At 45.1% G+C, this 14,448-nt stretch carries 12 protein-coding genes; 7 read left to right on the top strand and 5 right to left on the bottom strand.

Going from position 1 to position 14,448, the window contains the following annotated elements; translation table 11 throughout:
- The first annotated feature begins 9 nt into the window (after positions 1 to 9).
- Positions 10 to 273, top strand: coding sequence for a hypothetical protein (locus FDZ78_RS03315; RefSeq protein WP_107032982.1), 264 nt, complete (start codon positions 10 to 12; stop codon positions 271 to 273).
- 302 nt (positions 274 to 575) lie between these two features.
- On the opposite strand, the gene FDZ78_RS03310 is transcribed toward FDZ78_RS03315, so the two are convergent.
- The 5 genes from FDZ78_RS03310 to FDZ78_RS03290 form a co-directional block, all read right to left on the bottom strand.
- Positions 576 to 1,199, bottom strand: a complete 624-nt coding sequence (locus FDZ78_RS03310; protein ID WP_107032981.1) for a CatB-related O-acetyltransferase — start codon at positions 1,197 to 1,199, stop codon at positions 576 to 578.
- A complete protein-coding gene (locus tag FDZ78_RS03305; protein ID WP_240740330.1) occupies positions 1,196 to 2,500 on the bottom strand; it encodes an MATE family efflux transporter in 1,305 nt (434 codons plus the stop codon). Before FDZ78_RS03305 ends, FDZ78_RS03310 begins: the two co-directional genes overlap by 4 nt.
- Before the next feature lie 411 nt (positions 2,501 to 2,911).
- On the bottom strand, positions 2,912 to 3,094 hold the full coding sequence (locus FDZ78_RS03300; RefSeq protein WP_136409082.1) for a hypothetical protein: 183 nt from the start codon (positions 3,092 to 3,094) through the stop codon (positions 2,912 to 2,914).
- A 111-nt stretch (positions 3,095 to 3,205) separates the two neighbouring features.
- The gene (locus FDZ78_RS03295) at positions 3,206 to 4,129 is read right to left on the bottom strand and encodes a metallophosphoesterase (RefSeq protein WP_136409081.1); all 924 of its coding nucleotides are present in this window, start codon (positions 4,127 to 4,129) and stop codon (positions 3,206 to 3,208) included.
- A 12-nt stretch (positions 4,130 to 4,141) separates the two neighbouring features.
- Positions 4,142 to 6,892 carry a TonB-dependent receptor gene (locus FDZ78_RS03290; protein ID WP_136409080.1) on the bottom strand — a complete coding sequence of 917 codons (2,751 nt, stop codon included), beginning with the start codon at positions 6,890 to 6,892 and terminating at the stop codon, positions 4,142 to 4,144.
- A 166-nt stretch (positions 6,893 to 7,058) separates the two neighbouring features.
- Here FDZ78_RS03290 and FDZ78_RS03285 point away from each other — a divergent pair, with 166 nt between their 5' ends.
- The 6 genes from FDZ78_RS03285 to FDZ78_RS03260 all read left to right on the top strand — a co-directional run bounded on the left by FDZ78_RS03285 (position 7,059) and on the right by FDZ78_RS03260 (position 13,882).
- A complete protein-coding gene (locus tag FDZ78_RS03285; RefSeq protein ID WP_136409079.1) occupies positions 7,059 to 7,754 on the top strand; it encodes a response regulator transcription factor in 696 nt (231 codons plus the stop codon).
- Positions 7,738 to 9,186, top strand: coding sequence for a cell wall metabolism sensor histidine kinase WalK (locus FDZ78_RS03280; protein ID WP_136409078.1), 1,449 nt, complete (start codon positions 7,738 to 7,740; stop codon positions 9,184 to 9,186). The genes FDZ78_RS03285 and FDZ78_RS03280 overlap by 17 nt, the downstream gene beginning before the upstream one ends.
- On the top strand, positions 9,183 to 9,629 hold the full coding sequence (locus FDZ78_RS03275; RefSeq protein ID WP_124075907.1) for a methylglyoxal synthase: 447 nt from the start codon (positions 9,183 to 9,185) through the stop codon (positions 9,627 to 9,629). The genes FDZ78_RS03280 and FDZ78_RS03275 overlap by 4 nt, the downstream gene beginning before the upstream one ends.
- Before the next feature lie 104 nt (positions 9,630 to 9,733).
- Positions 9,734 to 12,016: an inorganic phosphate transporter gene (locus tag FDZ78_RS03270; protein ID WP_124075908.1), complete on the top strand. Its 2,283-nt coding sequence runs from the start codon at positions 9,734 to 9,736 to the stop codon at positions 12,014 to 12,016.
- A gap of 163 nt (positions 12,017 to 12,179) precedes the next feature.
- Complete coding sequence (locus FDZ78_RS03265; protein WP_136409077.1) at positions 12,180 to 12,878, top strand: hypothetical protein; 699 nt, start codon at positions 12,180 to 12,182, stop codon at positions 12,876 to 12,878.
- Positions 12,875 to 13,882 (top strand): porin, encoded by a 1,008-nt coding sequence (locus FDZ78_RS03260; RefSeq protein ID WP_124075910.1) that lies wholly within the window; start codon positions 12,875 to 12,877, stop codon positions 13,880 to 13,882. The genes FDZ78_RS03265 and FDZ78_RS03260 overlap by 4 nt, the downstream gene beginning before the upstream one ends.
- The last annotated feature ends 566 nt before the right edge of the window (positions 13,883 to 14,448 follow it).

The raw sequence follows: 14,448 nt of genomic DNA, 5'->3' as shown, positions 1-14,448 counted from the left end.
CCTCCGGGAATGGCAAGCTGGCAATTTAGACCTAAGCGCCGCCCGGAGGGCTTCTATTTTGAACCTATTTTGCGGATAGACGGCGTGAGGAGCTATAATAATCCTCTCGCCGTCTATTTGATTGCATTGGAAGTTTTATTACCTTTGCAAAGTAAGACCACCGAAAAGGCGCGACAACTTCAAGCCGTGTGGCAAAATAACGATTCCGTAGCTAATGACTACCGATTCGTTGCAGAAGGAGGAGCGGATTTTACCGTTCCTCCGACTTTTTAGAATTGGTCAAAAAGTCGAATGTTCCCAAATGGAACGCAACCCCAATTTTCTCACGTTTCGTTTTATTTTGTCACACTACTTGGAACTGTCAAAAAATCAGAATCATCTATTACACTGATTATAAATATGATAGATAGGAACTGCCGATTTTACGCCATATAAGTGTCTTTAAAAGGCATGCTCGGTATAGACTTTATAATCAACAACTTGGCAGAGGACCTAATTTTTAGCGGCGTGTTCCGTTTTGCACTTTATGTTTTGCGGATTACAAATAATTAAGTTAAACAGATATGTAATATTTATTATTCTGTCATGTTTTCAATATTCCCAGCCATAATGAATGGTAGATTTCTTTTTATTCTATCCTTTGTCCAATCCCACCACCGAAGCGACAGTAGTTGCTCAATAATATCCGGGCTATACCGTTTGCGGATTACTTTTGCCGGTATGCCGCAAACGATAGAGTAAGGAGGAACATCCTTGGTTACGACTGCTCTTGTTCCTATAATGGCACCATCTCCGATTTTTACACCGGCAAGAATAACTGCCTCAAGACCAATCCATACATCATTGCCTATCACGATGTCACCTTTGTTATCCCAAGCGGAGGCTACATTTGACTTTTCCAATTCCCAATCTTCATAAAACAGAGGGAAGGTATAGGTTGACAAAGATTTTAGAGTATGGTTGGCACAGTTGAACAGAAACTTTACACCACAGGCAATGGAACAAAACTTGCCAATTATCAGTCGCTCATGATTAATAGGGTAATGATACAGCACATTATTCTGCTCGAACTGACGAGGGTCTGAGATAAAATCATTGTAAATCGTGTAATCACCTACCTCAATCGACGGGTCTTTAACCACTGCGTTCAGATAAACGGTTTGTGTGTCACCCTTACGGGGATATATTTTATTCATCATATCCTGTTGTTTTTTGAATTGTATAATTTCAGATAAATAAAAGATTGAATACCGAGCATTATCACATATAGATATTCTACGCTCCAATAAGTTGCCAATCGGACATTGAGATTACTCAATCCCCATAAACAGAATAAATAGGCGATAGTAGTGATTACTTGAAAAAAGAATACGGTCTTTGTTGCACCGGTACCTGTCACCGCATTAAGATAAATATAACCCGGCAGTGCGAAGAAGTAGTTCAGGAGCATAACCACATATGGTTGCCATGCGATTTGCTTAACAACCGGATTTTCAGTATATGCTCCGATAATTAATGAATGAAGTGACAACGCAATAATAATCAATGGGGTGCCGATATAAAGCCCCAATCGGATTATCTTATGACAAAGCGGAAAAACAGCATTTCTCTCACCGGCACCAATTAAATTGCTTACCAAAGAGCTTGTGACAGCCGCAAACGCAGTTACTATAACAGAGAATAAAGCGGAAACACTTCTTACAATATTAGATACCGCCAATTCGATTTCTCCCAATCTCTCAATAGCGATAAAAAACAAGAACCAGATGGCTACGCTTGTAAAAAACTGGAGCATACTCCAGACAGAGACAGAAAACACATCTTTTAGTATTTTTATGTTTATACGCCAAGATAAACCATACTTGTGTTTTCTTACGCAAAGAAACATATAAGCTACCAATATCAACAATGAGCAGAACTCTGCAAATGAAGAGCCGATAGCGGCTCCTGATATACCCATATCATATCTGAAAATCAAAAGCCAATTGAGAGGGATGTTCATCAATACGGCAGTCAAAGCGGCTAAATTAAGAGGTCTTGTTTCTGTAATGCCGACTAAAAACGAGCGGACGGCAAGAAACGGGAAAGAGAAGAACAATCCTATTATACGCCAATCCAGATACTTGACAACAGCATTATAGACTTCGGGAGAGGTAATCAGATACTTTAATAGTTGTGGAGAAAAGAACTTTGATAACAGACAAAGTAATGACGCGAGTATCAGCAAGAAACACAGTCCTTGAAAAAACGTTGTTCCAGTTTCTTCGTATTTTTGTTCTCCGTTGCGCCGTGCAATTACAACTTGCAGCCCTACACTGAACCCTAAGCCAAGCATATAGATTGCCAAGAACCATATTCCGGCAAGTGCGGATGCGCCAAGTTCGATTTCACCGATATGCCCCAAGAACAAGGCATCGGTTATATTTATCAGCTGTTCAATAAGAAAGCTCATCATCACAGGATATGCGATGAGCCATATTTGTTTATAGCTATAATTCACTTGTTCAAATCAATATGATAAGATACAGTAAGCCACACCACATAATGCGGTGTAACGCTGCCTAATGTAAAATGAAATTGTAAAATGGGGATATATGGCAAAGCAATAAAGGGCAGGCTTCGATAAGCCTACCTATTGCTGAATAGCATTAGTTGAGAGTGCTATTCGTTGAGCGTAGCTATATGCACAACTGCCATTTCATATTGTTGAACTGTGCTGTATTTTCGATTTGTTCCACAAAGTTAATCATTATATATGAGTTTGCAAAATAATCCCTTTTTGAGTGAGTGTTATGACGGCTACGGTAAATCCGTATCCCTCAGTCTTCTGCCAGTTGGTTAACTCCTGCGCTGTGCCACGGACGAATTTAATCGCCGCGACAACCTTTAGCTCAACGAGTTTACGAGTTAATCACTGCGCCCGGTGGAAGTTTCTCTCTACGCTTCGCTGAGAGCGCCAAGGCGATAACACCACCTCGTCTTTTGCAGCCTCCATCGTCTCGACTGCTATCGGCTCGTAGCCGGCTCGCGTAAGCAAGCCAACCATGAGCCGACGGTCGGAGTCGGAGGCATCTACAATGAGGATTTTGTTCATTGTTAGATAAATTTAGATTATTAAAATACACAGTCAGATACGTTCCATGAAAGAGCATGAAACGTATCTGAGTTTTGTAGTTATTTGTTAGAATATCACATAAGCCATGTATTATTTGGTGCGGCTTACCACATGTATGGTTTTGCCTTCTTTATCGAGCAAATTCAGTTTAAGATTCTCTTTGTCGGCGGTCAGGACAGAGAATCCGGGAGAATCGTTGCAAAATACGGTGCCCTCGATTTCTTTCGGAGTCCGTGTGAGGGAGCCGGATGTGTTGACCACATAGTCGATTTTTGAATCCGGGCGGCGGATGTGCTGGTAATTGTGGATATGACCGCAGATATACATGTCCACATTGTGCATCCGCAGAATTGTGTCAACTTTCTTCTGCATATCTGTTCGCTCAGATTCCGACTTGTCGGTATAGGCATAGATGGGATGATGACCGACCACAACGATCCAGTCTTCCGTCGCCTCTGTCAAAGTCTTTTCGAGCCATTGCAACTGGGCTTCGGTATCCTGATTCACAGCATCGGGATATGTGTCGGTCTTTTTCCTGTATTTGTCAATCAAAGGAGTAGTGTCGAGAAATACCACCTTGACAGTTGTCCCTTCATCTTCAAAGGTCTTGGTGTAATATCTTGCCGGCATCTCCAAACGGCGGGATATGTCGGAATAGTCGATAACCGCCTGAGTGTTGCCGCGATATTCATGGTTGCCGCAGACGGGATACCAGTTCACCATAAGCTCCGGGTGGTCGTAGATAAGCTCATAGTTGGTCATCCACAAGGGATCTGTCACACTCTCCACTCCGCCGTAGTGATGTGTGTCGCCAAGAGCAAGAATAGCATCGGGTCCTATTTGTTCTGCAATTCTGCCCATTGTCGCGGCAACAGGCTTCTGGTCATAGTGGCCGTTGCGTCCGAGGTCTGACACTACCATCAGGTTCACATCGCCTTTGGCGATTTCAGTCTGGGCAATGGCTCCAAAAGAGGGGATGAGAGCCAAAGCCGCGATAAATAATTTACGAATCATTGTTTTGTATTTTTAGAATGTTACTTTTACACCGCCGTTGAGTTTCACTCCGTAATATTCCTGCTGCATCGTGTAGTCCTTGCTACCTTGATAATAGCGCAGAGGCTGGTTGAGGAGGTTATTGCAGTCGGCATATACGGTTATTTTTGTTTTGCGCCCGAATGTGTAGCTGACGTTCAGGTCCAGATATTTCACGGCATCATAGTATCGGTCGTAGAACGAACTTGCGCCCATTTCATCGATAAATGCCGAGGCATAGTTGAATGAGGCTCTTGCGGAGAAACCGCACTTGTCGAAATATAGCGAGAGATTGGCTGTATGCTCGGGAGAACCGGGCAAGCTAAGGCCTTTCTCGTTTTCACGACCCTCGAAGTTGAAGTCGGTAATGCGTGAGTGGGTATAGGTGTATGTAGCGTAAAGTCCGAGACACTTCATCGCCGGTGTGATGAAACTGAAATCGCGCTGCCATGCCATTTCCACTCCGAAAAGATTAGCGTTTCCACCGTTTTTAGGTTGTGTGAACTTAGTCCAGACAGTACCCTGATACTCCTTGTTGTATGCCACTTCGTCCACGATGAATCCTTCTATTCTTTTATAGAAAATTCCGGCGGACACAAGTCCGATTGATTTCCAGTAATATTCAGCGTTGAGGTCGATATTGTGAGATGTCGTTGCTCTCAGACCGGGATTCCCGATCCTTATCTCATTGTCGCCACGTTTGATATTCATGCCGGGAACGAGTGCGGAATATTTTGGCCGGGATATGGACTGGTTATAACCGGCACGCAGCATGAAATCCTTGTTGATGTCCCATTTCAATAATAATGAGGGGAGGAAATTTATATAATTTGAAGTCTCAGGCTCGGTCTTGGAGACGCTGTTGGATTCATCATCGTAATTTCTGCCTATGTAACGCAGTGATGTGTTCTCGACACGCAGACCGCCCATAAAGTTAAGGTGGTCGGAAAGTCTGGAATCAATACGCACATAACCTGATGCCACATTCTCCCTCGCATGGAAATTGCCCGCAAGTTCCTCTGCAATTTGCTCTCGTTCAAACAAATTGGAATCGTCAAGATTGAGGGAGCCAAGAAATTTCTTGTCAACGAATGTGCCGGCCTGATATTTTGAGGAAGGCATGAATCTGTCGGTACTTTGGTCTGTGGTATGTGCAAGCGCATCTGCGTTAAATGCCTTTTTGTCAAGCGGAGTGTATTCGTAATAGTCTATCTCCTTATCTTTTGTCTTGTTCACGAACTTGCATCCAAACTTGATTTTTGAGCGTTCGCTAAGTCGGGCCTTGAAATCCAGTGCCGCCTTGAAGTCCTGCTCCACAATATCCTCCTGCTGCTGTGTAAGCTCTTTGAGCGAAAAGTCATCATTCAAGGTCATTGTATATCCTTCATCGGGAGTGGCAAATGGCTCTCTCGGATTACTCAGGTCGAAACTGAACCTCTGCGATTTGAGACGGTAGTCGATGTATCTCTCATTCGGGCGTTTCTCCGTAGCCCGTGCATATCCCAGTTTCCAGTCCATGCCAAGGATACCTAAACGGTTTTCACCTCCCAAAGTGAAATCCATTGTCCGTTGGCGTTCAAGACGGGCGTTTCGTTCGTCACCCGAACCTCCTTTTGTCTGGACACGCACATCGGCTTTCCCTTCGGGCGTAATGTCTTTGAGTGTTGTCCTGTAACGGTTTTCCCAATCATTGCGGTTGTTGAAAATACCCTTGAACCAGACCTTGTTGAAGTCATTGAACTTCCAGTCGAGCGACAATGAGTAGCTCTGTCGCTCTCGTGTGACATAATACTGCCTTATCTGATAGTCGTTGACATAGATTTTGCCGTCGTCATCCTTTTCCCATATAAATTCTGTATTATATGATCCGGCTGGCGCATTATTATAGGAGGCCGCAAGCATCACTCCGAAGCGGTCATTGAAGAAACGGTTACCGAGAGTGAGGCCGAAATTCATCTGAGCCTTACGGCTTATCCAGTTGTAGCCTGTTCCCGCTACGGCCCCGACAGTAAATCTGTGTGGCGAATTTTTAGTAACGAGGTTGATAGAACCGCCGATAGCATCGCCGTCCTGATCCGGCATAAGTGTCTTGCTGACCTCTATTGTCTGAATCATATCGGACGGTATAAGGTCAAGCTGAACATTGCGAATGTCTCCCTCGGCCGATGGCAGTCTTGACCCGTTGATTGTCACTGAACTGAACTCAGCCGGAGTGCCGCGTACCTGACCGAAGCGGGCCTCGCCCTGATCATACTGCACATTGATACCGCTTATCCGTTTCAGAGCGTCTCCGATATTCGAGTCGGGGAATTTGCCAATCTGGTCGGCAGACACCACATTGGTTATATTGACATTATTCTTCTGGGCATTTATGGCTCTCTGCTGCCCGGAGAAAACGCCGGTCACTACAACTTCATTCAGTTCCCGTGATGTATCCGACATTACAATGTCGTCAACCGTCGATTTTTCCGAAACCACGATTGTTTTACTGACCGGAAGAAAACCGATATAAGTTACTTTCAGATTATGATTCCCGGATGAAAGGTTGGCAAACGAGAAAAAGCCGTCGAGATCTGTAACCGCCGACAGCTTGTTGCTGTCAATGATAACCACCGCCCCCGGCAGCGGGTTCTTCTCATTGTCAAGGATGCGGCCTTTAAGTTGTCCGTATTTCGGACTGTCAGCCGCCATAATGGTCAGACTTGAAGCAAGTGCGACCCAAAAAGTTGACATTACTTTTTTCATTGTGATTGTTGTTTTGTTTCTGATTCACGCTGCAAAATTCGCCAACTAATATTTCATGGGTTTATCAGATTTGTTTAGATTTTATGAAATAAATTGTGTCATTAAACTTTTATTAAACTTTTGATCATTAGGATAGTATTTAACCGATTATTAGTAATTTTGCGGCATGGAAACAAAAAAGAAGATACTTGTTGTCGATGATGAGGAAGCCCTGTGTGACGGCCTTGGATTCAATCTTGAAGCGGAAGGCTATCAGGTCGACATGGCGTATAGCGCGGAGGAGGCTCTTGCCCTCAACCTTGCTGCCTATGACTTGATACTCCTCGATATTATGATGGGGGAAATATCCGGGACTCAACTGGCACGCATAATGAAGTCGAATCCGGCAACGGCCTCCGTTCCCATCATATTCTGCACAGCAAAAGACACGGAGGAGGATATGATTTCGGGACTCGATCTCGGGGCTGATGACTATATCATGAAGCCATATTCTCTTAATTCTGTGCTTGCCCGAATAAGGACTGTGCTTCGCCGTACGGCGGCTTATGTCGCACCTGCCAAGACTGATTCTGACCTTGTTTCATACAGGGGGCTGGTCCTGTCTTCAAAAAACAGGACCTGCACGGTTGACGGGACAGAGGTGAGAATGCCCAAAAAGGAGTTTGAGATACTGCTCAAACTAATCTCCAACCGGGGGCAGGTTTTCACCCGCGCGGATTTGCTCAACGAGATATGGTCCGACGAGGTTGTGGTGCTTGACAGGGTTGTAGATGTGAACATAACCCGTATACGCCAGAAAATCGGCATCTACGGCAAGAATATTGTAACTCGCTCGGGCTACGGTTATGGGTTTATTGAATAAGCTCTCCTATCCGCAGCGGCTGTTCGTGTGGCTTCTTGGATATTCCTTGCTGATGGTCGGTTGCTTTGTCGTGTTTCAGTATCACAGGGAAAAGGAATTCAAGGCGGAGGAGATTGACAAGCAACTACAGCTTATCAACACATATATCCTTACCGAACTTGGTGAGGGACACGATGTGCCGGATATCAGACTGGACGATTTCAAACCGTTTGACGATATCCGTGTCAGCGTAATTTCCGACAAAGGACATATAATATATGACAACACACTTGATTCCCTGCCTAAAACCAACCACCTTGACCGTCAGGAAATACGGGATGCCGTACGGCATGGGGCGGGCTATGCTGTAAGACGGCACAGCGAGAGTACGGGCAACTACTATTTTTACTCGGCGAAAAAGAGCGATGACGGGAATATTGTCCGTACTGCGGTGCCGTATTCGGTTTCATTCAGAGGTCTGTTGCAAGCCGATTATGGCTTTCTGTGGATTATGGGGATTATCACAATGGTGATGTGCGTACTTGGCTATTTCGCAACCCGAAGGGTCGGCCTCCACATAATCAGGCTGAACAAATTTGCGGAAAACGTGGAAAACGGTGCCCAGATTTCCGACACAGAACCGTTCCCTCATGACGAGCTTGGCGAGATTTCAAACCACATTGTCCGCCTTTATGCCCGTTTGCAACAGGCTGTCGCCGACAGGGACAGCGAACATCGCGCCGCCCTCCATGAACAGCTTGAAAAGGAACGCATCAAAAAGCAACTCACGAATAACATAAACCACGAACTGAAAACCCCGGTCGCATCAATCAGGGTCAGTGTGGAGACGATGCTGGCACACAGGAATATGAGCGATGAAAAGCAGATATTGTTCCTGCAACGTTGTCTTACAAACACAGAAAGGCTCCAAAGGCTTCTGACCGATGTCTCGCTCCTGACACGCATGGACGACGGAAGCGCCTCTATATTGAAAGAACTGGTTAATCTCACGGATATAATAAATGATGTAGTTGAGGACCGACAGATAATCGCCGCCACAAAGGGCATAAGGATTGAGAATTTTGTTTCTCATAACGTAATCATGGCCGGTAATGCTTCTCTGCTTGAGGCCGTTTTCAACAACCTTATAGACAATGCGATTGTTTATAGTGGAGGAACCAGAATAAAAATAGAATTAATCAGTATCGACAACGATAAAGTTGTAATTGCATTGTCCGACAACGGATGCGGCGTTCCTCCCGAACACCTGCCAAGACTGTTTGAAAGGTTCTATCGCATTGACAAGGGACGGTCACGAGCGGCCGGTGGCACCGGACTCGGGCTTTCGATAGTGAAAAACGCCGTGATTCTTCATGGCGGTGAAATCTTCGCCGAAACTCAATGCTCAGGCGGATTATTGTTCAAAATAACATTTTTAAGAAACTCAAAATGAAGACAAAACTAAAAATCGCGCTTGTAGCTCACGACCAACGCAAAGCCGATATGGTAGATTGGGTAAAATTCAACGCCCAATACCTTTCACAGCATGAGCTGGTATGTACCGGCACGACTGGAGGGCTTATAAAGAATGCTTTCTCAGAAGCAGGAATGGATGCCCAAGTCGAATGTATGAACTCCGGACCGATGGGCGGTGATGCCGAAATAGCGGCAATGGTGGTAAGAAACGAAATTGATCTTGCCATATTCCTGATAGACGACCTCAATGCGCAGCCCCACGAGGCGGACATTCAGATGCTTTTGCGTCAATGTCGTCTCCACAACGTGCCGATTGCCTGCAACCGAATAAGTGCGGACCTGATGATTTCAAGCCGTCTGTGGAATGACCCGACGTATAAACCCATCGAACAGAGCTATATAAGGTTTGACCGCAATTAAACTCTCTGTCAGTCCGGCAGTTTTAATAAATGGTTAAGGATTTTGAAATAATCATGAAATGTTTTCTTAGTTACTTTGCGGCAGAATAAGTAATTGAGAAAACAATGGAAATACTGTTTCTTTGCGTAGTAATTTTTCTTTTCCTGCTGGCCGTGTTCGACTTGTCAGTGGGTGTGAGTAACGATGCTGTCAACTTCCTGAACTCGGCTATCGGGTCTAAGGCGGCATCATTCAAAAGAGTCCTGATTGTCGCTTCCATCGGTGTGTTCATCGGTGCGGCAATGAGTAACGGAATGATGGAGATTGCCCGGCACGGAATTTTCCGTCCCGAGCATTTTTCGTTCTATGACCTTATCTGCATCTTCATGGCGGTAATGGTCACGGACATCATCCTTCTCGACGTGTTCAACTCGCTGGGTATGCCTACCTCTACAACCGTGTCAATGGTTTTCGAGCTGCTGGGAGCCACCTTTGTCGTTGCATTGATTAAAATGGCAGGAGGCATCGGTCTCGGTTTTGATGACTTGCTTAACACGGAGAAAGCCCTGTCGGTGATTCTCGGAATATTCCTGTCGGTGGCGATAGCCTTTTTCTTCGGAACGGTGGTGCAGTTCATATCCCGTATGGTGTTCTCGTTCAATTACCGGAGCAACCTGAAATGGAAGATAGGAATATTCGGAGGTATATGTGCAACTGCGATTGTTTACTTTCTTCTGATTAAAGGGGCTAAAGATCTTTCTTTCATGACCCCTGAACTGAAAGCGTGGATAAAAAACAATACTGCGCTGATCATACTGTCCTGTTTCGCAGTTTTTACAGTGCTGATGCAACTGCTCCATGTCTGCAAGGTTAATGTGCTGAAAGTAATTGTGCTGATGGGTACATTCTCGCTTGCCGTGGCATTTGCAGGTAATGACCTTGTGAACTTCATAGGTGTTCCCTTGAGCGGTCTGGCTTCATATCAGGATTTTATGGCTAACGGCGGAGGGGACTCCAAAGGTTTTCTTATGGATTCACTTAACGGCCCGGCAAATACACCGATATATTTCCTCATCGGTGCCGGAGTCATAATGGTGGTGTCACTTGCAACGTCAAAAAAAGCCCGGAATGTGACCAAGACTGAAATCGGTCTCGGAAGCCAGCAGGGTGGCGATGAGATGTTTGGTTCTTCCCGCATTGCCCGGCGGCTGGTAAGATGGACCTTATCATTCCTTTCTTGGTTAAGGCGTGTCACACCCGCGAAAGTACGCCGTTGGTTCAACCGTCGTTTTAATGTGGATGAGACCATTATGGATCAAGGTGCGGCTTTCGACCTCATACGCGGCTCTGTCAATCTAGTACTTGCCGGAGCACTCATTGCCCTCGGCACCTCACTGAAACTGCCCCTGTCAACCACTTTCGTAACATTTATGGTCGCTATGGGTACTTCTCTTGCCGACAGGGCATGGGGGCGTGAAAGTGCTGTGTTCCGCATCACCGGCGTGATTTCCGTAATCGGCGGTTGGTTTCTTACTGCGGGTGCGGCGTTTATCGGCGCAGGACTGATTGTTGCAGCAATGCACTATGGTGGTCAGTGGGTGATGCTTCTGTTGGCGGCTTTGACGATATTCATAATCATCAACAGCAACCGGAGGTTCAGAAAGAAGACACAAGAAGATAACGGTGATGCACTGTTCCAGACTATAATATCCACTCAGGATAAAACACAGACATGGCCGTTGCTTATGATGTATATCACCGAGCAACAAGAGAAGTTCATGACCTATGCCGAGGAAAAATACCGGGATATAACATCGGCTTTCATAACTGAGAGCGCCGGGATTCTCGGCAAGACGGAATCGAGTCTCGCCCGCCAGAAAACCACGCTTAAAAACGCCCGCCGTAAGGAAACTCTATGTCTGCGTCATTTGACACGCGAGATGGCGATAGAAAAAAGCACTTGGTTCTATCTCAGCAACAACTGCTGTATGGGCATACTTTACAACCTGCGCCGCATCAACGAGGTCTGCAAAGAGCATGTCGACAACAATTTCCTTCCTCTGCCTCCCAAATATACTACTGAATACGAGATGATACGGACACAAATAAGTACACTGTTCAATGATACCGTCAAACTTATGGGGAGCGGGGATACAGATATGATAAGTACACTTCGCCGACACTGTGACGAGATAAAGGATACTGTTTCCGACACATATCATCGTGTGCATGACCAGCTCCGCGACGGAGACACATCGGCAATGGCTGTTCTGTATGTCTATGTCAATCTGCTTCAGGAAACGCAGGAAATGGTATCGTCAATAAGGAAATATCTGCGGGCGTTTGCCAAGCTGCGCGACTCGGATTTCCGCACACGCCCTGCCAAAATCATGGTACCAACAGCATAAAGTCTAAGGTAAAAAAGATTGTTCCTAAGATTGAGATGGGAGTGCATATCTCCCATCTTTTTTATGTCGTAATTGACTGATAGATTTAATGTTTATCTAATATTTCCGATATAAACGTGAAATAAAAATGCGGTTACTTTGTATCAAAGAAATACTATAAATCATGTACGTTACAGTTCTCTCGATAATGGCTTTGGCCGGAATCATCATTATGTTGCGACGGCATATACGCAGACGTAAGGTCAAGGAAATGTATTGTTTTATCCCCGCCCGTCCTGTTGAAAAGTCTTGCTTGACTATGACGATGCAGTCATGCGGTCCGATTATCGACAAAGCGTTGGAATGTCTTTCAAACAATGATAATATTGCGGTATGCAAGAATCATCGAATCGGTTCGCAGACCATTGATATAATCAGCGATAAAGTCCGGAATAGTTCGGCAGACACTGACGATACTATCGGCAAGACTGCGCTATATTGTGAATATATGCTTGAGGCTACGGACAAGATTGCCGAAATCACACGTCATCTTGTCACGTCCCCGGATGGCTATATACCTATCTCTTACAAATGTGAGATCGAAACAATTCGTGGAGGGATTGTCCGACTGTCTCAATTAGCTGACAGCATACTCAGTTCAGATGTTGATACAGTGAAGATTAATGGAGATGCGGGCTTGGAGAAAGATTTTATCGAACACAGCATCGCCATACATTCCAAAGGGATGACCCATGAAGATTTTGATGAAGGAGCCCCCTCATATTCCTATCTGATGCTCTTGTATTATCTTCATTCCTTTATCAGTTCCTTTCTACAGGCAATCAAAAACATTAAAACAAGCAATAAACCAATGACAGCATGAAACGGATTTTAATTATGACGGCATTGTCAGTATTTGCATTGTCTGCCGTGGCTCAGGATAAAAATCCATTTATCCCTGAAATACACGGGACTATCCGGGCCAAATATGAATATGAGCCTCAAATAGATAAGGGACGCTTTGAGATACGCAATGCGCGTCTGAGCGTGGATGGCAAGGTGATTCCTATTGTAAGATACAAAGCCGAGATAGACCTTTCGGACGAGGGTACTATAAAGATGCTTGACGCATATATACGTCTGCAACCTAAAGACGTGTTAAAGTTCACCTTCGGTCAGATGAGAGTGCCGTTTACCATTGATGCCCATCGTTCACCTCATCTACAGTATTTCGCCAATCGTTCTTTCATAGCAAAGCAGGTCGGCAATGTGCGCGATGTAGGGGCATCAGCATCGTGGACATTCAACGACCGTATGCCCATTACGCTTGAAGGAGGTATATTCAACGGCTCAGGACTGACAAATCAAAAACATTTCTGGACCAACAACTATAATTTCTCGTTCAAGGCGCAGACAATGATTGCCCGGCAATTTAATATCACACTCAGTTGCCAGAAGGCAAATGCCGGGGATGTGAACGTGATGATGTACGATGCAGGGGTCTACTGGCAAAACCGGAGATGGCACATCGAGGCGGAATATCTCCGCAAGCACTATGCCCACGGCTCTTTCACGCCTGTAAATGCGGTTGACGCATTTGCCGCATATCGACTTCCGATGAAAAAAGGTCTGACTTCCATATCATTCCTCGGAAGGTATGACTATATGTCAGATCACAGCAAAGGTACGAAAGATGAATCCGGCAATCTCAAAGTAGATGATCCTGAAAGGCATAGACTGACTGGAGGTGTTACATTGAGTCTGGGAAAGAAATCATTACAGGCAGATATTCGCCTCAACTATGAACAATATTTTTATAACAAAGGAGTAACTCCGGCAATTTCAGAACAGAATAAGATAGTCATGGAATTTGTAGCCCATTTTTGACTTATGGCAAAAAAGACAAAACCGACAGCATTTGATTACACCTGCTGACCGATGAGATAACCGCTGTCAAAAGATAGTCGCAGGAAGCGTTTTCGGCTGAAAACAGCACGGCAAATCAACCGTGAGTCGGCAAAAGCCATTCTCTTATGGAATATATGGATTTGGTATTTTGAACCGTGAGCCGGAAAATTTCTATACTCGTGAGTCCGAAGGACTTTTAACGCTTTGGCTCTTTGATGATTGGAAATAAAGCATTACCTTTGCATTACCGTATCATCATAACGGTGAAGAACATTGAAGTAGCGGAGTGAGCCATTAGTGAGTAGGCTCTATACTCTTGCTTGCAACTCTTTGATAGCCAGTGCTAACAGATGAAATAACCCCGAAATCTCCGGGGTCACAAGACAAAGCATCAAAATGCAGAAAGCCTCTGAAATCCAGACGATTTCAGAGGCTTTTCGTTATCCCCAACCGGCGTTTCTACGCAGAATTTTCGACTTTGGGCAAAAACAGGGTCAGCGGATTTTTCCGGTGGGCGGAAGGGGGATGTCGGAGTATAGTGTTAT

This window comes from Duncaniella sp. B8 (assembly GCF_005304985.1).
GTDB lineage: Bacteria > Bacteroidota > Bacteroidia > Bacteroidales > Muribaculaceae > Duncaniella > Duncaniella muris.
Note: the sequence above shows the minus strand (reverse complement) of the source record. Positions and strands in the feature narration are given on the sequence as shown.

Excerpts from the sequence above, each read along its gene's own strand:
- FDZ78_RS03315 (WP_107032982.1), top strand. The coding sequence starts at position 10 with ATGGCAAGCTGGCAATTTAGACCTAAGCGCCGCCCGGAGGGCTTCTAT.
- FDZ78_RS03310 (WP_107032981.1), bottom strand. The coding sequence starts at position 1,199 with ATGATGAATAAAATATATCCCCGTAAGGGTGACACACAAACCGTTTAT.
- FDZ78_RS03300 (WP_136409082.1), bottom strand. The coding sequence starts at position 3,094 with ATGAACAAAATCCTCATTGTAGATGCCTCCGACTCCGACCGTCGGCTC.
- FDZ78_RS03295 (WP_136409081.1), bottom strand. The coding sequence starts at position 4,129 with ATGATTCGTAAATTATTTATCGCGGCTTTGGCTCTCATCCCCTCTTTT.
- FDZ78_RS03290 (WP_136409080.1), bottom strand. The coding sequence starts at position 6,892 with ATGAAAAAAGTAATGTCAACTTTTTGGGTCGCACTTGCTTCAAGTCTG.
- FDZ78_RS03285 (WP_136409079.1), top strand. The coding sequence starts at position 7,059 with ATGGAAACAAAAAAGAAGATACTTGTTGTCGATGATGAGGAAGCCCTG.
- FDZ78_RS03280 (WP_136409078.1), top strand. The coding sequence starts at position 7,738 with ATGGGTTTATTGAATAAGCTCTCCTATCCGCAGCGGCTGTTCGTGTGG.
- FDZ78_RS03275 (WP_124075907.1), top strand. The coding sequence starts at position 9,183 with ATGAAGACAAAACTAAAAATCGCGCTTGTAGCTCACGACCAACGCAAA.
- FDZ78_RS03270 (WP_124075908.1), top strand. The coding sequence starts at position 9,734 with ATGGAAATACTGTTTCTTTGCGTAGTAATTTTTCTTTTCCTGCTGGCC.
- FDZ78_RS03265 (WP_136409077.1), top strand. The coding sequence starts at position 12,180 with ATGTACGTTACAGTTCTCTCGATAATGGCTTTGGCCGGAATCATCATT.
- FDZ78_RS03260 (WP_124075910.1), top strand. The coding sequence starts at position 12,875 with ATGAAACGGATTTTAATTATGACGGCATTGTCAGTATTTGCATTGTCT.